The 21,535-nt window shown below is 61.7% G+C and carries 27 protein-coding genes and 1 pseudogene; 15 read left to right on the top strand and 13 right to left on the bottom strand.

Going from position 1 to position 21,535, the window contains the following annotated elements; genetic code table 11:
* A partial coding sequence (locus AACR77_RS20255) for a GNAT family N-acetyltransferase (protein ID WP_042880218.1) occupies window positions 1-232 on the top strand: 232 nt, incomplete at its 5' end.
* Here AACR77_RS20255 and AACR77_RS20250 read toward each other — a convergent pair.
* A complete protein-coding gene (locus AACR77_RS20250) occupies window positions 213-518 on the bottom strand; it encodes a monooxygenase (protein WP_039040460.1) in 306 nt (101 codons plus the stop codon). The two genes, AACR77_RS20255 and AACR77_RS20250, sit on opposite strands and share 20 nt — an antisense overlap.
* Before the next feature lie 121 nt (window positions 519-639).
* On the opposite strand from AACR77_RS20250, the pseudogene AACR77_RS20245 reads away from it, so the two are divergent.
* Window positions 640-1,001, top strand: a pseudogene (locus AACR77_RS20245) (winged helix-turn-helix transcriptional regulator).
* On the opposite strand, the gene AACR77_RS20240 reads toward AACR77_RS20245, so the two are convergent.
* The 4 genes from AACR77_RS20240 to AACR77_RS20225 form a co-directional block, all read right to left on the bottom strand.
* The gene (locus AACR77_RS20240) at window positions 998-1,432 is read right to left on the bottom strand and encodes an N-acetyltransferase (RefSeq protein WP_042880216.1); all 435 of its coding nucleotides are present in this window, start codon (window positions 1,430-1,432) and stop codon (window positions 998-1,000) included. The pseudogene AACR77_RS20245 and the gene AACR77_RS20240 sit on opposite strands and share 4 nt — an antisense overlap.
* A 174-nt stretch (window positions 1,433-1,606) precedes the next feature.
* A complete protein-coding gene (locus AACR77_RS20235; RefSeq protein WP_042880215.1) occupies window positions 1,607-2,644 on the bottom strand; it encodes an acyltransferase in 1,038 nt (345 codons plus the stop codon).
* A gap of 176 nt (window positions 2,645-2,820) precedes the next feature.
* On the bottom strand, window positions 2,821-3,441 hold the full coding sequence (locus AACR77_RS20230) for a PepSY-associated TM helix domain-containing protein (protein ID WP_042880213.1): 621 nt from the start codon (window positions 3,439-3,441) through the stop codon (window positions 2,821-2,823).
* 65 nt (window positions 3,442-3,506) lie between these two features.
* Window positions 3,507-5,549, bottom strand: a complete 2,043-nt coding sequence (locus AACR77_RS20225; protein ID WP_042880212.1) for a TonB-dependent receptor — start codon at window positions 5,547-5,549, stop codon at window positions 3,507-3,509.
* A gap of 271 nt (window positions 5,550-5,820) precedes the next feature.
* Between AACR77_RS20225 and AACR77_RS20220 the strand changes: the two genes are divergently transcribed.
* Together AACR77_RS20220 and AACR77_RS20215 are read left to right on the top strand one after the other, a co-directional pair.
* Window positions 5,821-6,303, top strand: coding sequence for a GNAT family N-acetyltransferase (locus AACR77_RS20220; RefSeq protein ID WP_042880210.1), 483 nt, complete (start codon window positions 5,821-5,823; stop codon window positions 6,301-6,303).
* 470 nt (window positions 6,304-6,773) lie between these two features.
* Window positions 6,774-7,511: a class I SAM-dependent methyltransferase gene (locus AACR77_RS20215; protein WP_042880209.1), complete on the top strand. Its 738-nt coding sequence runs from the start codon at window positions 6,774-6,776 to the stop codon at window positions 7,509-7,511.
* Between the two features lie 59 nt (window positions 7,512-7,570).
* Here the strand turns inward: AACR77_RS20215 and AACR77_RS20210 are convergent, their stop codons facing one another.
* Entirely contained in the window at window positions 7,571-8,629 is a 1,059-nt protein-coding gene (locus AACR77_RS20210) for a porin (protein ID WP_029313567.1), read from the bottom strand.
* Between the two features lie 218 nt (window positions 8,630-8,847).
* Between AACR77_RS20210 and glpX the strand changes: the two genes are divergently transcribed.
* The gene (gene glpX, locus AACR77_RS20205; protein WP_039040467.1) at window positions 8,848-9,858 is read left to right on the top strand and encodes a class II fructose-bisphosphatase; all 1,011 of its coding nucleotides are present in this window, start codon (window positions 8,848-8,850) and stop codon (window positions 9,856-9,858) included.
* Between the two features lie 141 nt (window positions 9,859-9,999).
* Window positions 10,000-10,251, top strand: a complete 252-nt coding sequence (locus tag AACR77_RS20200; protein WP_010675884.1) for a YkgJ family cysteine cluster protein — start codon at window positions 10,000-10,002, stop codon at window positions 10,249-10,251.
* A gap of 162 nt (window positions 10,252-10,413) precedes the next feature.
* Here the strand turns inward: AACR77_RS20200 and murA are convergent, their stop codons facing one another.
* The 7 genes from murA to mlaF are packed head-to-tail and all read right to left on the bottom strand — an operon-like array spanning window position 10,414 to window position 14,935.
* A complete protein-coding gene (murA, locus tag AACR77_RS20195) occupies window positions 10,414-11,670 on the bottom strand; it encodes a UDP-N-acetylglucosamine 1-carboxyvinyltransferase (RefSeq protein WP_041211853.1) in 1,257 nt (418 codons plus the stop codon).
* A gap of 19 nt (window positions 11,671-11,689) precedes the next feature.
* On the bottom strand, window positions 11,690-11,947 hold the full coding sequence (gene ibaG / locus AACR77_RS20190; RefSeq protein WP_010675882.1) for a BolA family iron metabolism protein IbaG: 258 nt from the start codon (window positions 11,945-11,947) through the stop codon (window positions 11,690-11,692).
* A complete protein-coding gene (locus tag AACR77_RS20185) occupies window positions 11,947-12,219 on the bottom strand; it encodes an STAS domain-containing protein (protein ID WP_010675881.1) in 273 nt (90 codons plus the stop codon). The genes ibaG and AACR77_RS20185 overlap by 1 nt, the downstream gene beginning before the upstream one ends.
* Window positions 12,216-12,848 (bottom strand): phospholipid-binding protein MlaC, encoded by a 633-nt coding sequence (gene mlaC, locus AACR77_RS20180; protein ID WP_039040470.1) that lies wholly within the window; start codon window positions 12,846-12,848, stop codon window positions 12,216-12,218. The genes AACR77_RS20185 and mlaC overlap by 4 nt, the downstream gene beginning before the upstream one ends.
* 2 nt (window positions 12,849-12,850) lie before the next feature.
* Window positions 12,851-13,348 carry an outer membrane lipid asymmetry maintenance protein MlaD gene (gene mlaD, locus AACR77_RS20175; RefSeq protein ID WP_010675879.1) on the bottom strand — a complete coding sequence of 166 codons (498 nt, stop codon included), beginning with the start codon at window positions 13,346-13,348 and terminating at the stop codon, window positions 12,851-12,853.
* Window positions 13,349-13,355: 7 nt separating this feature from the next.
* On the bottom strand, window positions 13,356-14,135 hold the full coding sequence (mlaE, locus tag AACR77_RS20170) for a lipid asymmetry maintenance ABC transporter permease subunit MlaE (RefSeq protein WP_042880207.1): 780 nt from the start codon (window positions 14,133-14,135) through the stop codon (window positions 13,356-13,358).
* Window positions 14,135-14,935: a phospholipid ABC transporter ATP-binding protein MlaF gene (gene mlaF / locus AACR77_RS20165; RefSeq protein WP_029314846.1), complete on the bottom strand. Its 801-nt coding sequence runs from the start codon at window positions 14,933-14,935 to the stop codon at window positions 14,135-14,137. Before mlaF ends, mlaE begins: the two co-directional genes overlap by 1 nt.
* Window positions 14,936-15,142: 207 nt before the next feature.
* On the opposite strand from mlaF, the gene AACR77_RS20160 reads away from it, so the two are divergent.
* The 9 genes from AACR77_RS20160 to rapZ all read left to right on the top strand — a co-directional run.
* Window positions 15,143-16,138, top strand: a complete 996-nt coding sequence (locus AACR77_RS20160; RefSeq protein ID WP_042880205.1) for a KpsF/GutQ family sugar-phosphate isomerase — start codon at window positions 15,143-15,145, stop codon at window positions 16,136-16,138.
* Window positions 16,138-16,692 (top strand): 3-deoxy-manno-octulosonate-8-phosphatase KdsC, encoded by a 555-nt coding sequence (kdsC, locus tag AACR77_RS20155; RefSeq protein ID WP_042880203.1) that lies wholly within the window; start codon window positions 16,138-16,140, stop codon window positions 16,690-16,692. The genes AACR77_RS20160 and kdsC overlap by 1 nt, the downstream gene beginning before the upstream one ends.
* Complete coding sequence (gene lptC, locus AACR77_RS20150) at window positions 16,689-17,249, top strand: LPS export ABC transporter periplasmic protein LptC (RefSeq protein WP_039040473.1); 561 nt, start codon at window positions 16,689-16,691, stop codon at window positions 17,247-17,249. Before kdsC ends, lptC begins: the two co-directional genes overlap by 4 nt.
* Window positions 17,236-17,754 (top strand): lipopolysaccharide transport periplasmic protein LptA, encoded by a 519-nt coding sequence (lptA, locus tag AACR77_RS20145; RefSeq protein WP_010675873.1) that lies wholly within the window; start codon window positions 17,236-17,238, stop codon window positions 17,752-17,754. The genes lptC and lptA overlap by 14 nt, the downstream gene beginning before the upstream one ends.
* A gap of 12 nt (window positions 17,755-17,766) precedes the next feature.
* Window positions 17,767-18,492, top strand: coding sequence for an LPS export ABC transporter ATP-binding protein (lptB, locus tag AACR77_RS20140; protein ID WP_010675872.1), 726 nt, complete (start codon window positions 17,767-17,769; stop codon window positions 18,490-18,492).
* Between the two features lie 65 nt (window positions 18,493-18,557).
* Window positions 18,558-19,997 (top strand): RNA polymerase factor sigma-54, encoded by a 1,440-nt coding sequence (locus AACR77_RS20135; protein WP_039040474.1) that lies wholly within the window; start codon window positions 18,558-18,560, stop codon window positions 19,995-19,997.
* Between the two features lie 20 nt (window positions 19,998-20,017).
* Window positions 20,018-20,305, top strand: a complete 288-nt coding sequence (hpf, locus tag AACR77_RS20130) for a ribosome hibernation promoting factor (RefSeq protein WP_005305957.1) — start codon at window positions 20,018-20,020, stop codon at window positions 20,303-20,305.
* A 2-nt stretch (window positions 20,306-20,307) separates the two neighbouring features.
* Window positions 20,308-20,754: a PTS IIA-like nitrogen regulatory protein PtsN gene (gene ptsN, locus AACR77_RS20125; RefSeq protein WP_010675870.1), complete on the top strand. Its 447-nt coding sequence runs from the start codon at window positions 20,308-20,310 to the stop codon at window positions 20,752-20,754.
* A gap of 40 nt (window positions 20,755-20,794) precedes the next feature.
* Window positions 20,795-21,535, top strand: a 741-nt coding sequence (gene rapZ, locus AACR77_RS20120; protein WP_042880227.1) for an RNase adapter RapZ, incomplete at its 3' end; no start/stop codon positions are given.

Here is a 21,535-nt window from a genome sequence, read left to right as displayed (position 1 = left end):
GGAGGTGGGCTGCATGCTGGCCCGCAGCCACTGGGGACAAGGTCTGATGGGGGAGGCGCTGAGCGCCCTGATCGCCTATGCCCGCCAGCTTGGCATCGTCACCCTGCTTGCGGATATCGAACCGGACAATCTGCCCAGCCAGCGGCTATTTGAGCGGCTGGGCTTCATCTGGCAGCAGGATACCTGCTACCGGTTGCTGCTGGGCGAGGAGATCACACCAGACCGCGCGTGACGCGGCTGAGGGGCTCGTTGACGTCGAACACCTTGTACTGCACCGCGCTGGCGCCCATGGCGAGCACCCGCTGCTCGTGCATGGTGGCGTAGGCGAGGGCACTCCCCTCATCCTCGAACAGATAGATGCCGCCCGCTTCGCCGGTGCGCGGGTTCTCGGTCCAGATCTTGGAGATGAAGCCCGGCTCCCGGGTGATGGAGTCGGCCAGCGGCATGGCCGCAGCAGTGAGGGCCGGTCCCATCATCTCGGCGGGGAAGTTGAAATGGATCTGCAGCAGGCTGGGCATGATAAACCTCTCGTGGGCGTTGATTGACGGAATCCGCATCATAGGAAGCCGGCATCTTGGCTGCAAGAAGGCACATTTTCGTGGCATAGTTACCGCAAAGTAACCACTCACGAGCCATACCGTGCCCTCACTGCCCTGTCCCGCCTATCAGGTATTGCACCTGCTGACCGGCAAATGGAAGCCGGCCATTCTGTTTCATCTGCGCGAAAAGACCCTGCGCTTTGGCGACCTGCGCCGCTGCCTGCCCGAGGTGAGCCAGAAGGTGCTCACCGCCCAGCTCAAGGAGCTGGAGAGCGACGGTGTCATCATCCGCACCCTCTACCCCGACGTACCGCCCAGGGTGGAGTACAGCCTGAGCCCCCTTGGCGTCGCCCTGATCCCCTGCTTCAGCAGATGCACGATTTTGCGCTGAACCACGGCGACCTGCTGGTACTGAGTGACGCGGCGACCCGAGAAGAACCCTATCCCGCCGAGCCAAGTTAATCCCGCGCCGACCAGACCATTACCCACTCGGCGCAGCCGGTGTGGGGATCCACGGTGTCGGCCGTCACCTGAAATCCTTGCGAGCGATAGAAGTCGCACGCGGTCCGGTTCTGCTGATAGACCTGCAGCCGCAGGGCCGGCAACTGCCCCTTGGCGTGCTCGAGCAGGGCCTTGCCTAGCCCTTTCCCTTGCTGCGCGGGAGCCACGAAGAGGGCGGCCAGGGCGCCCTCGTGCAGGGAGTAGAAGCCAAGCAGCTGATCACCCAGGCAGAGTACCTGGCTGTCGGCGGCGGGCAGGTAGATCTCTCGCATCGGTGCTAGGTTGGCGTGCCAGTAAGCGGGCTCGATGAAGTGGTGGGCCTGCAGGGAGGCTTCGAGCCAGATGGCGAGGATGGCCTCGGTGTCGGCCGGGGTGAAGGGGCGGATCTGCATGGGTGTCTCGTCTGGATGCGTCAAAAGAGGGGCATGGTAGCAGCACAGGCCCCGTCGTCACCCGCCAGCGGGCAAAAGTGGAGCCCTTGTAACAAAAAAGGCGACCCTAAGGTCGCCTGTTGCCGTGAGCCGGCGTAGGGGAGGGAGTTGCCTCCCTCCGATCCCTTGCCCCCCTCAGCGAGCCCGCAGCAGCCAGCGACTGGCTGCACCCAGCGTCAGCAGTCGGTAGCCGAGCAGAGTGAGCGCCAGCAGCGCGGGTACCTTGAGGAGTTCCCACCACACCTGTTTGCCCTGGGGGCCGAAGATCATCAGCCACACCACCAGCATCATGTGCAGACAGTAGAGGCCGAGCACCTTGGGGGCCTGGCGCTCCAGCCAGCTGCCTTTGCCCCATGCGGGGTTGGCCAGCAGCAGGCCGAACAGCCCCAGCGCCCAGGGGAGCGAACCCAGCAGGAAATCATGACGAGCGAGGGGGACGGCGGCAACGCGCAGCAGACCTGCGGCCTCCAGGACGTAGAGCCCCATCCCCGCCATCATCATCAGGGCGCAGCGCCTGGCGTCCGGCTGCCAGGCACGCAGGCGCAGCTCGGCGCCAAGCGCCACGAACAGCAAGGAGAAGAAGGGGCCGTTGCGGGTCAGCAGGGCCCACTCGCCCCCCGGCAGTAGCGGGCCATAGGAGCCGCCGATCAGGGCCAGGCCGTAGAGCAGGGCCCCCAGCAGCAGGGCCAGCCTCGGCAGGCGGGCCTGCTGGCAGAGCCCCAGGATCAGCACCGCCACCATCAGGGCGGGCAGGAACCAGAGGTGGATCATGCCGCCCACCCACCAGACGTTGAGATGATCCCCGAGCTGCATCTGCCACTGGCCTGCCATGGCGGGCAGGTAGCCCTCGCTCACCGCCGCGAGCGGGTTGAAGGGTATCAGCACGTAGAGCAGGCTCCACGCCAGCCAGAGCCCCAGCAGGGGTCGGCAGTAGCGCAGTGCGACCGTCAGCGGGTGGCCCGCAGCGAGGGCGGGTTGCAAGAAGTAACCGGCGCACAGGAAGAACAGCGGCACCGCGAAGCGGCAGAGCTGGTTGATGACGGCCCCGACCAGAGGGTAGGGCGTGCCGTCCCACAGGGCGGGGTCGAAGGGGTTGCTGAAGGGGGAGAGATGGATGGTCATCACGGCCAGGATGGCCACCACTCGCCCGCATTCGATGCTGGAGATGCGCATGATTCCTCGCGGCGTTCGGGAGCTGGGCGCACCCTATCAGCCGCAGGCGTTCCCTATCCAGCCGCCTGGTCGCCAACTGTGACCCCCATCGGCGGCCGGTTACCCTTTGTTACCCGAGGTGCGGGCAAGGTTACCGCCGCCGGGAGCGGGATCCCGTTTTGGTGTCGGTAAAAGGGCTAGAGCAGGGCCACCAGCACGGTGACCAGGGCGCCCAGCAGCAGCAGGGTGATGCCGCGACCGGCGGGGCCGTGCAGCTTGTTCCACATCAACAGGCTGGTGAGGGTCAGCAGCAGCATGGCCAGGGCCGCCAGATCTCCCACCAGTTGCCAGGGCAGGCCGATGCCCATGCCACGGTGCAGCCGGTTGAGGCTGGCAGCGAAGTTGGCCTGCTGCAGCTCGGTGCGCACCAGCAGAGTGCCTTCCACATAGCTGGCGGCCACGCTCTGGCTGAGGGTGACACCGCGCAGCTCCCAGCGGGCCGGCAGGGTGAGGGCGCCGGATGGTGTGGGCAGGGTCTGGGGCGGGGTGATCTGGGGTCGCCCCTCCTCGAACATGTCTGCATAACGCTGTTGCAGCAGGGCTTTCAATTCATCCGGGCTGGCCAGCGGCGTGCTCAGTACTATCTCTTCGCTCGATTTGGCGGTGTGGGGACCGGGCAGGGGCAGCACGGCCCTGTGTTGCAGCCAGAGGCCGGTGAGGCCGTAGAGCAGCATCAGGGTGAGGGTGGCAAAGCCGGCCCAGGCGTGGATGCGGCGCACCCACTTGTTGTTGTGCAGGGGGAGTTTTCTGCGTGTCATCGTTCGGTGCTTCATAACAATCTGGCCAGCGAACGCTGGCCAGAGGGGTCGGTAAACAGGGAGGATCAGAAGCGGTAGGCGGCGGTCAGGTGCAGCTGACGGGGCGTGCCCGGCATGATCTGGGCCGCGCTGGTGGCGCTGACGAAGTAGTCGTGATCGGTCAGGTTCTCCACGCTCAGCTGGGCTTCCCACTGGGGCCAGCGGTAGCCGGCACGGGCGTCGAAGCGGGCGTAACCGGGCAAGGTGGTGGTGTTGGCGTTGTCGGCGAAGCGATCCCCCACCGCCGTCATCCCGGTCTCGCCGAACCAGCCCTGCTTGCCGCTCTGGTAGCCGGCGAACAGCTGGCCGTTCTGGCGGGAGACGTTCATCGGCCGCTTGCCTTGCAGGTCCGCGTCTGCCTTGACCTGCTCGGCATCCTGGATGGCGACGCCGCCGCGCAGATAGATCTCGTCGGTCAGCTGGGCACGGGCGCTCAGCTCGATGCCGTCGGTGCGCTGCAGACCGGTGAGGATCACCCGGGTGGGATCCAGCGGATCCTTGCTGCGCTTGTTGTACATCTCCAGCCGGTAGAGGGAGAGGGTGGTGGCGAGGCGGCCGTTCAGCCAGTCGCTCTTCACGCCCCCTTCATAGAGCCGGGTGTGCTGGGGATCCAGGTTGTTGTTCTTGTCCCCCGGGGTGATGCCGATAAGCTCACCGCCCACCGGGGTGAAGGTCTTGCTGTAGGAGGTGTAGAAGGCATGCTCCTCGATGGGGTTCCACACCAGGCCCAGGCGCGGACTCAGGCTGGTGACCGAGAGGGTCTCTTCCTTGTCGAGGTCGTTGCGGCGGCTGGTGACGGTGAAGTCGTCGCGGCGCAGGCCTGCCAGCAGGTGCCAGTCGCCCAGGCTGAGCTGATCCTGCACATAGAGGCCGACACCGCGCACTCTGTGATGGGCGTCGCTGGAGAGTTTCATGGCGCCGTCGTAGGTGGGCAGGGAGCCCGGATCATAGAGGTTGCCTGCCGGGATCGGGTTGGCATTCTGGTAGAGCTTGGGGGTGCGATCCTGCCAGCCCTGCTCCAGACCCACCAGCAGACGATGGGCGATGGGGCCGGTTTGCAGCTGGCCTTCTGCCTCGGTGTTGCTGGTGAGGCTGCTGGCCTTGAGATCCTGCTGCCAGCGGGCGCGGGTCACCTTGTCACCCTTGACGCTGGTGACATAGGTGTTGTCGAACTGGCTGTCGAGGGTGGTGTAGCCGAGCTGCTGGCGCAGTTGCCACTGATCGTTGATGTCCCAGGTGAAGCGGGAGCGGGTGGACTGGGCCACATCATCGATGAAGTCGCGGCGTGTGTCGCTGTAGACGCTCTCGATGGGGACATCCGCCGGGCGACCATCGACGCCGGGAATGCCGCGATCCGGGGTGCGATCGTGCTCGTTGCGCTCGTACTGCACCAGCCAGTTCAGGGTGTCGGTGATCTCCCAGTTGACGGAGGGGGCCAGCAGGGTGCGCTTGCTGGTCACGTCGTCGCGAAAGCTCTCCTTGTCCTCCTGGGCCAGGTTCAGGCGCACCTGTACCCGCTCTCCTGCCTCGCCGTTGAGATCGGCGGCGAAGCGTCGGCTGTCGAAGCTGCCGACCTGGGCGCTGACGCTGGAGGCCTGCCCCTTCTGGGGAACCTTGCTGACCCGGTTGACGATGCCGCCCGTGCTGCCACGGCCGTAGAGCACGGCGGCGGGGCCCTTGAGCACTTCGACCCGTTCGATGTTGCCAAGGTCGCGGGTGTATTGCATGTCATCGCGCAGGCCGTCGAGGTAGAAGTCGTTGCTGGCGCTGAAACCGCGGATGGTGACGCCGTCAAAACGGGTGTCGCCGCTGGCGTTGACGCCAGGGATGCCGGTCAGGGCTTCACTCAGGGTGGGCTGGCCGAAGGCGGTCAGCTCGCTTGCCTTGACGCTCTCGATGCTCTGGGGCACCAGCTTGGCCGGGGTGGCGGTACGGGTCGCGGTGGCGACCTCTTCATGTTGGCTGCGTTTGCCGACCACGGTCAGGGTTTCGTCTTCGGCACGGGGGCTGGTGCAAACCGCCAGCAAGGCGACGCCCAGCAAGGCGCGCGGGGAGTTGGAATGGTTCATCTGGGTGTGACTCTTTGTCGACCAATCGGCCTGAACTTGTTGATTTAATTGTAATTATTGATTTCTCTCATCGCGAGAGGTTGCTAATGATATTGATTTTCATTTGCCTTGCAAGGAGAAGATGCAAGAAAAAGAGATCATTGGCGGCAGGCACTGAGGGGGCTGGAACCTCGGGGAAAAGGCCGGGGGAACCTTGGTTCGGTTCGGAGGGGACGCTACCATGGTGGCCTCGCGCCTTGGCGCACCATCCGGCACACACAGGGAGATAAACATGGTCGAGATCATCAGGGCGGATCTGCACAACCCTCGCCACGGCGAGGCGCTGATCGCGATGCTGGACGAATACGCCAGGGACGAGATGGGGGGCGGCAATGCACTGGCGGACGAGGTGAAGGCGAATCTGGCCGACGCCCTGGCCGCGCGACCCGGTGCTCATGTGCTGCTGGCCTGGGTCGATGGGGAGCCCGCTGGCGTTGCCACCTGCTTCGAGGGTTTTTCGACCTTCGCCTGTCAGCCGCTGCTCAATATCCACGACGTGGCGGTGCACCCTGCCCATCGCGGCCAGGGCATCGGCAAGCAGCTGTTGGCGGAGGCGGAGCGGCTCGCCCGGGAGCTCGGTTGCTGCAAGCTGACCCTGGAGGTGCTGGAGGGGAACAAGGTGGCCCAGGCTGCCTATCGCGCCAGCGGCTTTGCGGGTTATGAGCTCGATCCCGAGGTGGGCCGGGCTATGTTCTGGCAGAAGAAGCTGGGGTGAGAGGGTCGGCAAACATGATCTGCCGGGCTTGCCTCTGAGACTCCTGTCCCCTAGAGTGGCACCAGATTTTTCAATGTGTTGATGGAACCGGCCCGGCCGGGTGAGTGACATGACCCTTTATGCTTCGGATCAGCGAGTGACCCGAATGAACTCCGTACAGATGCGCACGATGAAGCATTGTCCGGAGCCGGTGGAGGCCCAGACCTCCCATCCATTCATCGTGCAGTGACGACCGGATCTCGCTACCTCGCGGGAGCCGTGACCTTGCCGCACGACTGAACCAAGGCCATAGACGTTGCCTCGTCTATGGCCTTTTTTGTTGCCCCGCAGCCAGGCTGCGGGTGCGAGACAGAGCAGAGGCCCGCCCGGGTCTCTGCTTTTTTTATGGTCTGTCATGACCGACGGGTATGCTTGGCAAGGGCCGGGTCGTTGGCCAGAGAGGCTGACCATCTTCAAGAGGAAACAGTGCAATGTCACAAAATATCTATGACGAACCAGGGTTTTTTGAGGGCTATGCCCAACTGCCACGCTCCCTTCACGGGCTGGCGGGGGCGCCGGAGTGGCCGGCGCTGCACGCCATGCTGCCGGAGCTTGCCGGCAAGCGGGTGCTGGATCTGGGCTGCGGTTATGGCTGGTTCTGCCGGGCAGCCAGAGATCTCGGGGCTGCCGATGTGGTCGGTATCGATCTCTCAGCCAAGATGTTGGCCCGTGCCGCCGAGCTGACCCGGGATGAGACCATCCGCTATCGGCAGGGGGATCTGGACGGTCTTGCGCTGTCCGATGAGCCTTTCGATCTCATCTACAGTTCCCTGGCGCTGCACTACCTGCCCGAGGTGGCGCCGCTGTTTGCGGAGAGCCACCGTGCGCTGGTGGCTGGCGGCAGCCTGGTGTTCTCGGTGGAGCACCCCATCTTCACCTGCCCGCAGCCGCAAGGCTGGCTGGTGGATGCAGAGGGACGCCGCTCCTGGCCCGTCAACGGCTACCAGGCCGAGGGCAAGCGGGTCAGCAACTGGCTGGCGGAGGGGGTGGTCAAGTATCACCGCACCCTGGGCACCTACCTCAATGCCCTTGTCGCCGCCGGGTTCCAGATCCGCCGCGTGGAGGAGTGGGGGCCGACGGCGGCGCAGATTGCGGCCAACCCGGCCCTGGCGGAGGAGGCGGAGCGCCCCATGCTGTTGCTGGTGTCGGCGTACAAACCCCTGGCCTGACGCAATAAAAAACGGCGCGCAGAGTGCTCTGCGCGCCGTGTCGTCAGGTGGTTGCCGACTTAGAAGTCGTAGCGGGCCGCCAGCTGGAAGTCATCCTTGGTGTTGAGCTTGCCGCTGTCATGGCTGTCGAGGTTGTTGATGCGGTACTCGCCGATGACGCGCAGGTTCTTGTTGAACTTGTACTGGGCACCCAGGGTGTAGTAGTCGATGGAGTCGTAGTCAGACTTGCCAGCCTGCTCCACCTTCTGCTTGTTCCACAGGGCCATCAGGCCGAAGCCGCTCTCGAAGTTGTAACCCAGCGCCCCTTCCCAGCCGGTGTGATCCTTGCCGGTGGCCAGGAAGTCGCTGCCGTCGGCATAGCTCAGGGCGGCGTAGAGGGCCTTGTTGTCGTACTTGGCGGAGAGCAGCCACAGCTTGGCATCCTCTTCACCGCTCTTGTCGCGGATGCCCACGTTGTAGGCGGTCCCCAGGGAGAGGTTGAACGGGAAGGTGTAGGCCACGGCGGCACCGTAGGCGGCATCGCTGTCCTTGCTGGAGGTCTCTTCGGTGTCACCGCCATCGAACTTGTAGCTGGTATCTACCTGGAAACCGTTGAACAGGCCGGAGTACTTCAGCACGGAGCCGGCGCGGTTGGTGGCGAAGGTGTCGGTCTTGGCGCCCAGTGCCTCGTTGCCGTAACCATCGGAGAGGGAGACATCAGTCCAGTCCGCCAGGAAGCCAGGAGCCCCCTTCTGGCGACCGAAGGTGACGGTTCCCCAGTTGGCGCCGACACCGGCGAACGCCAGACGGGTACGCAGGTTGTCGGAGTTCTCGCTGACGGTCTTCTCGCTGTCGTTGATGTACATCTGCAGTTCGTACTGGGCCAGCGCCTTGAGACCCGGGTTGATCTCGCTCTCTACCTTGGCGCCCAGACGGACAAACTGGTTGGCCCCCTGCTTGTCGCTGTATTCGTTTTTGATGTCACCGTTGGCGTCCAGCTCTTTCTTCTCGCCGAAGAACTGGCCGGCGTAGATGCGGCCGTAGAGGTCGAGCAGGGTGCTCTCGTTTTTGTACACTTCAACGGCTTGAGCCTGGAAGGCGGCGGTAAGAGCCAATGCTACTACTGTCAGCTTTTTCATCATGATCCCTTGTGTTGCAAGCTTTTGTTTTAAAAGACGGGGCCATGCTAGAAGTGACAGATGACAGTCGGGTGACCGTGCAATGAACAAACCGTGTCGGTTCCATGTCAGCGGGATGAAAACCGGGATTTATGTGGCTGGTCGCCACTTTTACGCGCAAAGGTTTGCCCTTGTGGTAGAATGCCGCCCGTTTTCGAGCTCCTAAGGTTGGATATGCGATGAGACGTGAACTGGCAATCGAATTTTCCCGAGTGACGGAAGCGGCTGCACTGGCTGGCTATAAGTGGCTCGGACGTGGTGACAAGAATATCGCCGATGGCGCGGCCGTGGCGGCCATGCGTCACATCCTCAATCAGATCCAGATCGATGGCGAGATTGTGATCGGCGAAGGGGAGATCGACGAAGCCCCCATGCTCTACATCGGCGAGAAGGTGGGCACGGGTCAGGGCGACGCCGTGGACATCGCGGTCGACCCCATCGAGGGGACCCGCATGACTGCCATGGGTCAGGCCAATGCTCTGGCCGTGCTGGCGGTGGGCGACAAGGGATCCTTCCTCAAGGCCCCCGACATGTACATGGAAAAGCTGATCGTGGGCCCCAAGGCGAGAGGCGCCATCGATCTCGATCAGGCCCTGGAGCTGAACCTCAAGGCCGTGGCCAAGGCGCTCGGCAAGCCCCTCTCCCGTCTGACCGTCATCACCCTGGCCAAGCCGCGTCATGACAAGGCGATCAAGGAGATGCAGGGCCTGGGAGTGCGGGTGTTCGCCATTCCCGACGGCGACGTGGCCGCCTCCATCCTCACCTGTCTGCCGGACAGCGAAGTGGACATGCTCTACGGCATCGGTGGCGCGCCGGAAGGGGTGATCTCCGCCGCGGTGATCCGCGCCCTGGACGGCGACATGCAGGCTCGCCTGATCCCCCGCCACCAGGTCAAGGGTGACAGCCCCGAGGTTCGCGCCCTGGGTGAACAGGAGATCGCGCGCTGCGAGGAGCTGGGCATCGACGTGAGCAAGGTGCTCAAGCTCGAAGATCTGGCCAAGAATGACAACGTCATCTTCTCGGCCACCGGCATCACCAAGGGTGATCTGCTGGAAGGGATCACCAGCGACGGCGTCATGGCGACCACCGAGACCCTGCTGATCCGCGGTAAATCGCGCACCATCCGTCGTATCAAGTCGATCCACTTCCTGGATCGCAAAGACAGCGTGGTACGCGACATCATCCTGTGATGTGCTGACTCCCGCAGCAAAAAGCCCGGCACTGCCGGGCTTTTTGCGCTCTGCAGGGCGCCAGGGTGCCCGGGCAGGGATAAGGCTTAGGAGAAACCGGACTCCTTGCTACACTGCGGTGCCCCACAGAGGAAAAATCACATGGAATGTCGTCAGGGATGCGGTGCCTGCTGCATCGCCCCCAGCATCAGCAGTGCCATTCCCGGCATGCCGGACGGCAAGCCCGCCGGTGTGCCCTGTGTGCAGCTCGATGCGCACCTGGGGTGCAAGATCTTCGGCCAGCCGGAGCGCCCGGCGGTGTGCGGCGGCTTTCGCCCCATGGCGGACGTGTGCGGCTCCCATCGCCAGGAGGCCATCTGGCTTATCGGCGAGCTGGAGCGGCTGACCGCCTGAGCCCTTGACCCTCTCCCTCGGGGAAAGGGTGTCTGCTTGTCCTCCTCATCCCCGCCCCTTCTCCCGCAAGGGGAGAAGGGAGTGCCGCCATTCGTAGTCATGAAAAAGGCCCCCTCGCCTGGCGAGGGGGCCTTTTTATGGTCGGCTCATGGTGAAGCCAGCTTATTCCTTGATGCGCTCGATGCGACCACCCAGGCCTTGCAGCTTGTGCTCGATGTCTTCGTAGCCACGGTCGATGTGATAGATGCGATCGACGATGGTGGCCCCTTCGGCCACGAAGCCGGCCAGCACCAGGCTGGCGGAGGCGCGCAGATCGGTCGCCATCACCTGGGCACCCTTGAGCTGCTGGGTGTCGCGGCAGATGGCCACATTGCCCTGCAGTTCGATGTCGGCACCCATCCGTACCAGCTCGGGCACGTGCATGAAGCGGTTCTCGAAGATGGTCTCGGTGACCATGCCGGTGCCCTGGGCGACCGCGTTCAGCACGGTGAACTGTGCCTGCATGTCGGTTGGGAACGCCGGGTAGGGGGCGGTCTTGATGGTGACAGGTTTCAGGGTACGACCTGTCATGTCGAGGGTGATCCAGTCGTCACCCTTTTCAATCAGTGCGCCAGCCTCTTCCAGTTTGACCAGTACGGCTTCCAGCAGGCTGGGGTCGGTGTTGCGGCAGGTGATCTTGCCACCGGTCACGGCGGCGCCCACCAGGAAGGTGCCGGTCTCGATGCGATCGGGCTGCACGCTGTAGCTGCCACCGTGCAGACGTTCTACGCCGTCGATGGTCAGGGTATCGGTGCCGGCGCCCTGAATGTTAGCTCCGAGCGCGTTGAGGAAGTTGGCCAGATCGACCACCTCCGGCTCACGGGCGGCGTTTTCGATCACGGTGCGACCGTCAGCCAGGGTGGCGGCCATCATCAGGTTCTCGGTACCTGTCACGGAAACCATGTCCATCAGGATATGGGCACCTTTCAGGCGGCCGTCGACGCGGGCTTTGATGTAGCCCTCTTCGATGACGATCTTCGCGCCCATCAGCTCCAAGCCGTGGACATGCAGGTTGACCGGGCGGGCACCGATGGCGCAGCCGCCGGGCAGGGAGACGTCTGCTGCACCGAAGCGGGCTGCCAGCGGGCCCAGGGCCAGGATGGAGGCACGCATGGTCTTCACCAGCTCGTAGGGGGCGACATGATTGTTTACCGCACCGGTCAGTACGGTCACGTTGCCGTTGACCTTGGTGGTGGCGCCCAGCATCTCCAGCAGCTTGAGGGTGGTACCCACGTCTTTCAGGCGCGGTACGTTGGAGAGTTGAACCTCTTCGTCACACAGCAGGGTGGCAAACAGGATGGGCAGGGCGGCATTCTTGGCGCCAGAGATGGTCACTTCACCGGAGAGGGTGCAGGGGCCGGTGATCTTGAATTTGTCCATGGTTTACTTCTTTACCAAATCAGGAGGGCAGCTGGAATTTACGCTCGCGTTTCCACTCGGCGTCGGTATAGGCCTTGATGGAGAGAGCGTGGATCTCGTTGGTGGCGATCTTGTCCATCAGCGGGGCATAGATGGCCTGTTGTTTCTTGACCCGGCTCATGCCGTCAAACATGTCGCCGACGGCGATCACCTGGTAGTGACTGCCGTCCCCTTTGACATGGACTTCGGACAATGGCAAAGCCTCGAGGAGTATCGCTTCAATTTCAGAGACTTGCATTATGAGTCCTCAGTTGTGAGCGGGGTTGAATGAAAGAGGCTGGCCACCCCGTAGAGGTTGGCCAGCGTATGGAAATCGTTGGAGGCACCCACCAGTGTCGGAGTGGCACCCCGTGCCAGTGCCGCCTTGGCCCACTTGACCAGCAGGGCAAGGCCGGCGGAATCCAGGGTAGTGACGGCACCGAGTTCGAGCCGGTCGTCCTGCCACCAGTCGGCGCGGCGTTGCCACAGATCGTTGACCTGCGGGGCCTGCAAGTCACCGCTCAGGATCATGACTTGATCACCAGCGGCTTGGCGTTGTGTTCACGCAGCTGGGCGATCACCGCATCGATGCCGTTCTGGCGAATGAGGCCACCCAGCTCGTTCTGCTTGGCGGAGAGCAGGCTGATCCCTTCGGCAACCATGTCGAAGGCTTTCCACTCGCCGGTCTTGTTGTTCTTGCGCAGCTTGAACTCGAGGAAGATGTCCGGCTTGCCGGCCTCTTTCACGCTGACGTTGACGGCGGTGATGTTGCTCTCGGCGGCTTTACCGGGCTGGACCTTGACGGTCTGCTTGTCAAAGTGTGCCAGGGCGTCGGCGTAGGAGCTCACCATGTACTCGGTGAAGACGTCCACAAAGGCGTCACGCTGGGCAGGGGTTGTCTGTTTGATCTGGTTGCCGAGCACCTTGTAGGCGGCGAAGCGGTTGTCCACGTAGGGCAGCAGCTCCTCGCGGATGATGACGCGCAGGTGATCTGGGTTGCTCTTTACCTGGGCCTGATCGGCTTTCAGGCGGGCAAAGGTCTGCTGGGCGGCCTGATCCACGAGGGCATAGGGGTCCGAAGTGTTGACATCCGCACGGGCGACGAGGGAGAACAGCATGCTGGTCATCAGACCCAGCATCAGGGCGATCTTCTTGAACATGGTTACTCCTTGGTTGCGGGTGTGTTGGCCGGAGAGGACTGGCTGTAGAGGAACTTGCCAATCAGATCTTCCAGCACGATGGCGGACTTGGTGTCTTCGATCATGTCGCCATCCTTGAGCATGCTGGTGCCCATCTCCTCATCGCTGAACCCCGGTGCCAGACCGATGTACTGCTCACCGAGCAGGCCAGAAGTCAGGATGGAGAGGGTGCTGGTCTCGGAGAACTCGCCGGCACTCTTCTGCATCTGCAGGGAAACGATGGGGACCTGGCTCTTGGGATCCAGGGTGATGTCGCTGACACGACCGACGACGACGCCGCCGACCTTGACCGGCGAGCGCACTTTCAGGCCGCCGATATTATCGAAATGGGCGCGCAGGGTATAGGTTTCTCCTTCCGGTTTGAAACTCAATCCCGCCACTTGCAGTGCCAATGCCAGAATGGCCGCGATGCCAGCCAGCATGAAGGCGCCAACCAGAAATTCTACTTTGCTGAACTTCATCTTTCCCTTATCCAAACATGACTGCGGTGAGTATAAAATCCAGACCGAGCACGGCCAGGGATGAGTGAACCACGGTACGGGTGGTCGCCTGACTGATCCCGGCCGAGGTCGGTTTGGCATCATAGCCGTTGAAGAGCGCTATCCAGGTCACCACCAGGGCGAAGATCAGGCTCTTGATGGCGCCCTGCATGATGTCGTCCTGCCAGTCGACGGAGGCCTGCATGGCGGACCAGAAACTGCCTTCGTCCACCCCCAGCCAGTCGACACCAACCAGCTTGCCGCCAAAGATGCCGATCAGGCTGAACATGAAGGCCAGCAGCGGCATGCTGATGACCCCGGCCCAGAAGCGGGGCGCCACGACCCGACGCAGCGGATCGACCGCCATCATCTCCAGGCTGGAGAGCTGCTCGGTGGCCTTCATCAGGCCGATCTCGGCGGTGAGGGCGGAGCCCGCACGACCGGCGAACAGCAGGGCGGTGACCACTGGGCCCAGCTCACGGAGCAGGGAGAGGGAAACCAGAGGCCCCAGGCTCTGCTCTGCGCCGAAATCCTTCAATACGTTGTAACCCTGCAGGGAGAGCACCATGCCGATGAAGAGGCCGGACACCAGTATGATGGCGACGGATTGCACTCCCACCACATACAGTTGCTGCACCAGCAGCGGGAAGTGCTTGCGTGGCTGGGGGCGTCCTGCCAGTGCATGAAACAGCATGATGGTTGCCCGGCCGACGGCGTTGATGAAACGCACACCGCTGTGGCCCAGCTTGCTTATCTGACTTGTCAACATCACAGATCCTGTAGCAGGTCGCCTGCCGGAAAATGAAACGGAACAGGACCGTCGGGCAATCCCTTGAGGAACTGCTCGACTTCGGGATTGTGCTCCTCGCGCAGCTGCTCCGGTGTGCCGTGTGCCACTACCTTGCGGTTGGCGATGATGTAGGCGTAGTCGGCGATGCTCAGCACCTCCTTCACGTCGTGGGTGACGATGACGGAGGTGATGCCGAGGGCATCGTTGAGCTCCTTGATGAGCTTCACCAGCACCGCCATGGTGATGGGGTCCTGCCCCACGAAGGGCTCGTCATACATGATGAGATCCGGATCCAGCGCGATGGATCTCGCCAGGGCCGCGCGACGCGCCATGCCACCGGAGAGCTCGGACGGCATCAGCTTGGCCGCCCCGCGCAGACCGACAGCCTGCAGTTTCATCATGACGATGGTGCGGATCAGCTCTTCCGGCAGGCCGGAGTGCTCCCGCAGCGGGAAGGCCACGTTGTCGAAGACGGTCATGCCGGTGAACAATGCGCCACTCTGGAACAGCATGCTCATCCGTTTCCGCACTTCATACAGGCGTGAACGGGAGAGAGTGGGAACGTCTTCCCCGTCAAACAGGATGTGACCGGACTCAGGCTTGAGCTGGCCCCCGATCAGGCGCAGCAAGGTGGTCTTGCCGATCCCGCTCGGACCCATGACGGCGGTGACCTTGCCACGGGGAATGGTCAGGTTGATCCTGTCGTACAGCAGCCGATCCCCGTGACTGAAGGTCAGGTCGGAGATGGTGATCAGGTCATCGTTCAAACAATTGTCCATCCGGTATAAATGAAGAGCGAATTTTATGGGCTAGTCTAGGTCTAAGCAACAGCGAGGAACAACTATTGAGCGGGTTTCCCCCCCCAAGTACGCGACAGTTTTATGTAACAACCTGCGTCAATGACCGCCCATTCCGCATCCGATTCGCTTATCTCGGCAGACTTTTTTATAATCCCGCAGCAAATTTCGGCCCGGAGCTGTGCCTTTATGTCTGTAAAGCCTGAAAAAGTGTCTGAATTGTTCGATTTCCGTCGCAGCGCCCGAGCGGTGCTGGACATAGAAAAACAAGCCATTGATGGACTCTACCAGTACCTTGACGAGGCGTTCGAGCGTGCCTGCGAGATGGTGCTGCGCTGTGGCGGCAAGATAGTGGTGACCGGCATGGGCAAGTCGGGTCATATCGGCAACAAGATTGCCGCGACCCTGGCCAGCACGGGAACGCCCGCCTTCTTCCTGCACCCGGGCGAGGCCAGCCACGGGGATCTCGGCATGATCTCAGCCGGGGATCTCATCATCGCCATTTCCAACTCCGGCGAGAGCGACGAGATCTTGGCCCTGCTGCCGGTGCTCAAGCGCCGCGGCATTCCACTCATCTGCATGACAGGCAATCCGGCTTCCACCATGGCGAAAGAGGCCAACGTGCACCTGTGCATCAAGGTGGAGAAAGAGGCCTGCCCCCTCGGTCTGGCCCCGACATCCAGCACTACCGCCACCCTGGTGATGGGGGACGCGCTGGCCGTGGCCCTGCTGGAGGCCCGTGGCTTCACCGCCGATGACTTTGCGCTGTCGCATCCGGGCGGGTCCCTCGGCAAGCGGTTGCTGTTGCGAGTGGGCGATCTAATGCACGGCGGCGAGCTGTTGCCCAAGGTGGGGATAGATGCCACCATCAGCCAGGCGCTGCTGGAAGTGAGCCGCAAGGGGCTCGGCATGACGGCGGTGGTGGACGATCAAGGGCTGCTTGCCGGTCTGTTCACCGATGGTGACCTGCGCCGCATTCTGGACCTGCAGGTGGACATCCATCACACCCCCATCAGCCGCGTCATGACGGTGAACTGTGTTACCGTAGGGCCTGAGATGATGGCGGCCGAGGCCGTCAAGCTGATGGAAACCAGGAAAATCAACGGGTTGTTGGTCGTGGATGGGGAGAGACACCCGCTGGGTGCCTTCAACATGCATGACCTGCTGAAAGCCGGAGTAATTTGATGCAAGACGTACCGACCCTCTATGGTCCGGTGACGCGCAGCCAGTACGAGAAGGCGGCGCAGATCCGCCTGCTGGTGTGCGATGTGGATGGGGTGCTCTCCAACGGCTTCATCTATATGGGCAATAACGGCGAAGAGCTGAAGACTTTCTGCACCCGTGACGGTGCCGGCATGCGTGCCCTGCTCAATGCGGGCATCGAGATTGCCATCATCACGGGGCGAACCTCCCGCATCGTCAGCGATCGCATGAAGAGTCTGGGAGTCCAGCACCTGGTGCAGGGGGCAGACAAAAAGCTGCCCCACTTCGAGGCCTTGCTGACCAAGCTCGGGCTGGATGCATCGCAAGCCGCCTATATGGGAGATGACACCATCGATCTGCCGGTGATGCAGGCTTGCGGCCTGGGTATCGCCGTTGCCGATGCCCATCCGCTTGTGCTGGCGAAGGCGGATCTGGTGACGCGGCTTGGCGGTGGCGTCGGGGCCGTGCGCGAGGTGTGCGACCTGATCTTGCAGGCCCAGGGATTGGCTGACTATCAACCCGAGGCGTCGCGATGAACAAACAGACTGTGCTGTTCGGCCTGCTGTTTCTGGCTGCGCTGGCGGCCTGGCAGCTGGGGGAGATCGAGCTGGTCCCCGAGCCGACCACCAAGACGGAAAATTTTCAACCGGACTTCACCGCCAGAGAGTTGGTGACGACCCGTTTCAACGAGCAGGGCAAGCGCACCGAGCGGCTGGAATCCGAATATGCGGAGTACTACCAGGTACTCGAGCAGGCCACTTTCACCAAGCCGGTGGTCTACATGTTCGATGACAAGGGCGCGGCCGAATGGAAGCTGACGGCCGAAACCGGGGTGCTCAACACCGATGACAATGTGATCCTCCGTGACAAGGTGCATCTGGACGGTCTGCTGCCCGCGTCCTTCATCTCCACGCTGGATACTTCCTATCTGGAGCTGGATCTGGTGACGCAGGGGATGAGAAGCAACCAGCACATCAGCATTGTGGGCCAGGAGTTCCAGACCGAGGGCGTTGGCCTCAAGGGTCACCTGGAACGTAAATATTTCGAGTTACTGGATAAAGGCCATGCCACTTATTTCAATGAAAAACGTTAATCTGGCCCTCACGGCCCTGTTGCTGTGCGGTTCCCTGAATGCCAAAGAGTCCGATTTCGCCGAGAAGGTCTATGTGGATGCGGTCAAGCAGGTGGCCGAGATGCAGGACAACCGCATCACCTTCAGCGAGGATGTCATCATCACCCAGGGCACCATCAAGATTAAGGCCGACAAGGTCGTGGTGATCCGCTCCGGTGACAAGGGCGCCGAGGTCATGACCGCGTATGGCAACCCAGCCACTTTCTTCCAGGTGCTGGACAACGGCAAACCGGTCAATGCCCATGGCAACAGCATCCGCTACGAGCTTAAGAACCGGCTGGTAACCATCACCGGCAATGGCCAGCTCAAGCAGGAAGACAGCCAGGTGACCGGCGATCTCATTCGCTACGACATCGTCAAGCAGAAGATGATTGCCGAGAGCAAGGGGCCCACCCAGCGCGTCAAGACGGTGTTCCTGCCGGATCAGGTGGAGAACTTTGACAAACCCGCCGATCAGAAGAAGTAGGAAACAACAGCCATGGCAGTGTTAAAAGCAACGGGTCTGCAAAAGAGCTACAAGCGCCGCATGGTGGTCAGCGATGTGAGCCTGGAGGTGGGAACGGGCCAGATCGTGGGCCTGCTCGGCCCGAACGGCGCGGGCAAGACGACCTCCTTCTACATGATCGTGGGCCTGGTGCAGCGGGATGCCGGCCTCATCACCATCGACGAGCAGGACATCAGCCTGCAGCCCATGCATATCCGTGCCCGCAATGGCATCGGCTATCTGCCCCAGGAGGCCTCCATCTTCCGGCGCCTGTCGGTGTTCGACAACTTGATGGGGGTCATGCAGACCCGCAAGGGGTTGAGCCGCGAAGAGCGGGAGGATAAGGTCGAACAGTTGCTGGAAGAGTTCAATATCACCCATATCCGCGACAGCCTGGGTCAGAGCCTCTCGGGTGGGGAGCGGCGCCGGGTGGAAATCGCCCGGGCGCTGGCGGCAGAGCCGAGATTCATTCTGCTCGATGAGCCTTTCGCAGGTGTTGATCCTATTTCAGTCATCGATATCAAAAAGATCATCCAGCATCTGAAAGAACGCGGGTTGGGTGTGCTGATAACGGACCACAACGTCAGAGAGACGCTGGATGTGTGCGAGAAGGCCTACATCGTCAGCCACGGCAAGATGATTGCCGAGGGCGCGCCGGCCGATATCCTCGCCGATGAGCAGGTCAAGCGCGTCTATTTGGGCGATCAATTCAGTCTATAGTAAGGGGGCACCCCTCATTTTTGTTAGGTGACTGCCTCGCTGAACATAAGGATATCCCGACGTAGATGAAGCCGACATTACAGTTGCGTCTCGGTCAGTCCCTGACCATGACGCCACAATTACAACAAGCGATTCGTCTGCTCCAGCTCTCCACCCTGGAACTCCAGCAGGAAATTCAGCAAGCGCTCGACAACAACCCCTTGCTGGAGCAAGAGGAGAACGAGGCGCAGGAAACCAGTCAGACAGAGACACAGGACGCCAGTCAACTCGACTCCAGCGATGCCATGGCCCAGGAGAGCATGCCGGATGAACTGCCGGTGGACACCACCTGGGACGAGGTCTACTCGGCCGGTACGGCCCAGAGTGCAGGCCCCATCCATGACGGGGAAGACAGCGTCTATCAGGGGGAGACCACCGAGAACCTGCAGGACTACCTGCTGTGGCAGATGCGGCTCACCCCGTTCAGTGATGTGGATGCTGCCATCGCCCTTGCCATCATCGATGCTATCGACGAATCCGGGTATCTGACTGCCACCCTCGAGGATATTCAGGCTGCAGTCAGCAGCGAGGAGGTAGAAGTCGAACTGGATGAGATAGAAGCCGTGCTCAAGCGGGTGCAGCATTTCGATCCGGTCGGCATCGCCGCCCGTTCGGTGCAAGAGTGTCTGCTGATCCAGCTCGGCCAGTATTCGCCGGACCTGCCCTGGCTCGACGAAGCCAGAGAGGTGATCCGCGAACACATGGACCTGCTCGGCAATCGCGACTACCGCACCCTGGCTCGCAAGACCCGCCTCAAGGAGAGCGATCTCAAGGAGGTGCTGGATCTCATCCAGCAACTGGAGCCCAGACCCGGCAACGGCATCATCCAGAGTGAATCCCAGTACGTGATCCCGGATGTGTCCGTGGTCAAGAAGGGTAGCAAGTGGGTGGTTGAACTCAATCCGGATTCTGCTCCGCGCATCCGTGTCAACGAGGCCTATGCGGCCATGGCGCGCAATGCCCGCAGCAGCACGGATACCCAGTTCATCCGTTCTCATTTGCAGGAGGCCAAGTGGTTCATCAAGAGCCTGGAGAGTCGTAACGACACCCTGCTCAAGGTGGCCAGCTGCATCGTCGAGCAGCAGCAGGGCTTTTTCGAGTACGGCGAAGAGGCCATGAAACCCATGGTACTCAACGACATCGCGGAAGCGGTGGAGATGCATGAGTCGACCATTTCACGGGTCACGACCCAGAAGTACATGCATACGCCCCGCGGCATTTTTGAACTGAAGTTTTTTTTCTCCAGTCACGTCAATACGGAGGGAGGAGGAGAGTGCTCATCGACCGCTATTCGCGCCCTGATCAAGAAGCTGGTGACGGCGGAAAACCCCGCCAAGCCGCTTAGTGATAGCAAGATCGCGGATTTGCTGGCCGAACAGGGTATTATGGTGGCGAGACGCACGATCGCAAAGTACCGTGAATCCTTGTTGATCCCGCCATCCAATCAGCGCAAACGCCTGGTTTAGGCAAACAAAAGGAAGACGTTATGCAAATTAACCTGACCGGACACCATGTCGAGATTACCGAAGCTCTGCGTGATTATGTGAACAACAAATTTGCCAAACTCGAGCGTCACTTTGACCATATCAACAACGTACACGTGGTGTTGAGCGTCGAAAAACTGAACCAGATCGCCGAAGCCAAGCTGCATGTCAGCGGGGGAGAGGTGTTCGCCAATTCGCAGCATGCCGACATGTATGCGGCGATTGATACCCTGCTGGATAAACTGGATCGGCAGATCATCAAGCACAAAGATAAGTTAAATCAAAAATAACTATGCAACTTGAACACATACTGAGTCGGGACTGCACCAAGAGTGCGGTCCCTTGTACCAGCAAGAAACGCGCGCTCGAGATCATCAGTGAACTGGCCGCAGAGCGCCTCGGCGCTTCCCGCCAGGTCCTGTTTGAAAGCCTGCTGGCGCGAGAAAAGATGGGTAGTACCGGGATCGGAGCCGGTATCGCCATCCCCCACGGCCGGATTGACGACGCCTTCGCGCCGACCGCCGTGTTGATGACCTTCTCCGAGCCCATCCCTTTCGATTCTATCGACAATCAACCGGTTGACCTGCTCTTTGCATTGCTGGTGCCGGAAAGCGAGTGCAAGCAGCACCTCAAGACTCTTTCCCTGATGGCATCCAAACTGGGTGACAAGGCCGTCTGCCGCCAGCTGCGCCAGGCGACCAGCGACGAAGAACTCTATCAGATCATGACGTCGGCCTGAGGCCGGGTCTGACACAGCCACGTTGGCGTGAGGGGACAAGATGCAGTTAATAGTAGTAAGCGGTCGTTCGGGCTCCGGCAAGACGGTGGCCCTGAGGGTGCTCGAGGATCTCGGGTACTACTGCGTGGACAACCTGCCGGTCAACCTGCTGCCCCAGTTGATCGTGTCGGTGGAGAGCCAGTATGACAAGCTGGCGGTCAGCATCGACGTGCGCAACCTGCCTGCCCAGGCAGACAGGCTGGAGAACCTGCTGAGCCAGGTGCGCAACGAGGGGCGAGTCAAGTTTTCGAGCTTCTTCTTCGATGCGGACAACGCGACCCTGCTCAAACGCTACGGTGAGAGCCGCCGTCTGCATCCTCTGTCCCGCAACAAGCTTTCGCTGGACGAGGCGATCCGGGAAGAGACCCACCTGCTGGCACCGCTCTCCTCGACCGCCGACCTGCGCATCGACACCACCAACCTCAGCATCCACGATCTCAGCGAGCTCATCAAAACCCGGGTGCTCGGCAAGAAAGAGAACGAACTGGTGCTGGTGTTCGAGTCGTTCGGTTTCAAGTACGGCATTCCCAAGGATGCGGACTTCGTGTTCGACGCCCGTTTCCTGCCCAACCCGCACTGGATCCCGGAGCTCAAGCCCTTCACCGGCAAGGATGAGCCCGTGGCCAACTACCTCTCCAGCCAGCCGGATGTCATGCTGTTCATCCAGCAGATCGAGAATATGCTGGGGACCTGGTTGCCCCACCTGGAGCGCAACAATCGCAGCTATGTGACCGTCGGGATC

The sequence above is a fragment of the Aeromonas sp. ZOR0002 genome, from assembly GCF_963866995.1.
Taxonomy (GTDB): domain Bacteria; phylum Pseudomonadota; class Gammaproteobacteria; order Enterobacterales; family Aeromonadaceae; genus Aeromonas; species Aeromonas caviae.
Note: the sequence above shows the minus strand (reverse complement) of the source record. Positions and strands in the feature narration are given on the sequence as shown.

Excerpts from the sequence above, each read along its gene's own strand:
- mlaF (WP_029314846.1), bottom strand. The coding sequence starts at position 14,935 with ATGGACAATTGTTTGAACGATGACCTGATCACCATCTCCGACCTGACC.
- hpf (WP_005305957.1), top strand. The coding sequence starts at position 20,018 with ATGCAAATTAACCTGACCGGACACCATGTCGAGATTACCGAAGCTCTG.
- glpX (WP_039040467.1), top strand. The coding sequence starts at position 8,848 with ATGAGACGTGAACTGGCAATCGAATTTTCCCGAGTGACGGAAGCGGCT.
- ptsN (WP_010675870.1), top strand. The coding sequence starts at position 20,308 with ATGCAACTTGAACACATACTGAGTCGGGACTGCACCAAGAGTGCGGTC.
- kdsC (WP_042880203.1), top strand. The coding sequence starts at position 16,138 with ATGCAAGACGTACCGACCCTCTATGGTCCGGTGACGCGCAGCCAGTAC.
- mlaC (WP_039040470.1), bottom strand. The coding sequence starts at position 12,848 with ATGTTCAAGAAGATCGCCCTGATGCTGGGTCTGATGACCAGCATGCTG.
- AACR77_RS20135 (WP_039040474.1), top strand. The coding sequence starts at position 18,558 with ATGAAGCCGACATTACAGTTGCGTCTCGGTCAGTCCCTGACCATGACG.
- AACR77_RS20210 (WP_029313567.1), bottom strand. The coding sequence starts at position 8,629 with ATGAAAAAGCTGACAGTAGTAGCATTGGCTCTTACCGCCGCCTTCCAG.
- AACR77_RS20240 (WP_042880216.1), bottom strand. The coding sequence starts at position 1,432 with ATGCAGATCCGCCCCTTCACCCCGGCCGACACCGAGGCCATCCTCGCC.
- AACR77_RS20185 (WP_010675881.1), bottom strand. The coding sequence starts at position 12,219 with ATGATCCTGAGCGGTGACTTGCAGGCCCCGCAGGTCAACGATCTGTGG.
- murA (WP_041211853.1), bottom strand. The coding sequence starts at position 11,670 with ATGGACAAATTCAAGATCACCGGCCCCTGCACCCTCTCCGGTGAAGTG.
- lptC (WP_039040473.1), top strand. The coding sequence starts at position 16,689 with ATGAACAAACAGACTGTGCTGTTCGGCCTGCTGTTTCTGGCTGCGCTG.
- AACR77_RS20220 (WP_042880210.1), top strand. The coding sequence starts at position 5,821 with ATGGTCGAGATCATCAGGGCGGATCTGCACAACCCTCGCCACGGCGAG.
- lptA (WP_010675873.1), top strand. The coding sequence starts at position 17,236 with ATGAAAAACGTTAATCTGGCCCTCACGGCCCTGTTGCTGTGCGGTTCC.
- AACR77_RS20235 (WP_042880215.1), bottom strand. The coding sequence starts at position 2,644 with ATGCGCATCTCCAGCATCGAATGCGGGCGAGTGGTGGCCATCCTGGCC.
- mlaD (WP_010675879.1), bottom strand. The coding sequence starts at position 13,348 with ATGAAGTTCAGCAAAGTAGAATTTCTGGTTGGCGCCTTCATGCTGGCT.
- AACR77_RS20230 (WP_042880213.1), bottom strand. The coding sequence starts at position 3,441 with ATGACACGCAGAAAACTCCCCCTGCACAACAACAAGTGGGTGCGCCGC.
- lptB (WP_010675872.1), top strand. The coding sequence starts at position 17,767 with ATGGCAGTGTTAAAAGCAACGGGTCTGCAAAAGAGCTACAAGCGCCGC.
- AACR77_RS20215 (WP_042880209.1), top strand. The coding sequence starts at position 6,774 with ATGTCACAAAATATCTATGACGAACCAGGGTTTTTTGAGGGCTATGCC.
- AACR77_RS20160 (WP_042880205.1), top strand. The coding sequence starts at position 15,143 with ATGTCTGTAAAGCCTGAAAAAGTGTCTGAATTGTTCGATTTCCGTCGC.
- AACR77_RS20250 (WP_039040460.1), bottom strand. The coding sequence starts at position 518 with ATGCCCAGCCTGCTGCAGATCCATTTCAACTTCCCCGCCGAGATGATG.
- mlaE (WP_042880207.1), bottom strand. The coding sequence starts at position 14,135 with ATGTTGACAAGTCAGATAAGCAAGCTGGGCCACAGCGGTGTGCGTTTC.
- ibaG (WP_010675882.1), bottom strand. The coding sequence starts at position 11,947 with ATGCAAGTCTCTGAAATTGAAGCGATACTCCTCGAGGCTTTGCCATTG.
- AACR77_RS20200 (WP_010675884.1), top strand. The coding sequence starts at position 10,000 with ATGGAATGTCGTCAGGGATGCGGTGCCTGCTGCATCGCCCCCAGCATC.
- AACR77_RS20225 (WP_042880212.1), bottom strand. The coding sequence starts at position 5,549 with ATGAACCATTCCAACTCCCCGCGCGCCTTGCTGGGCGTCGCCTTGCTG.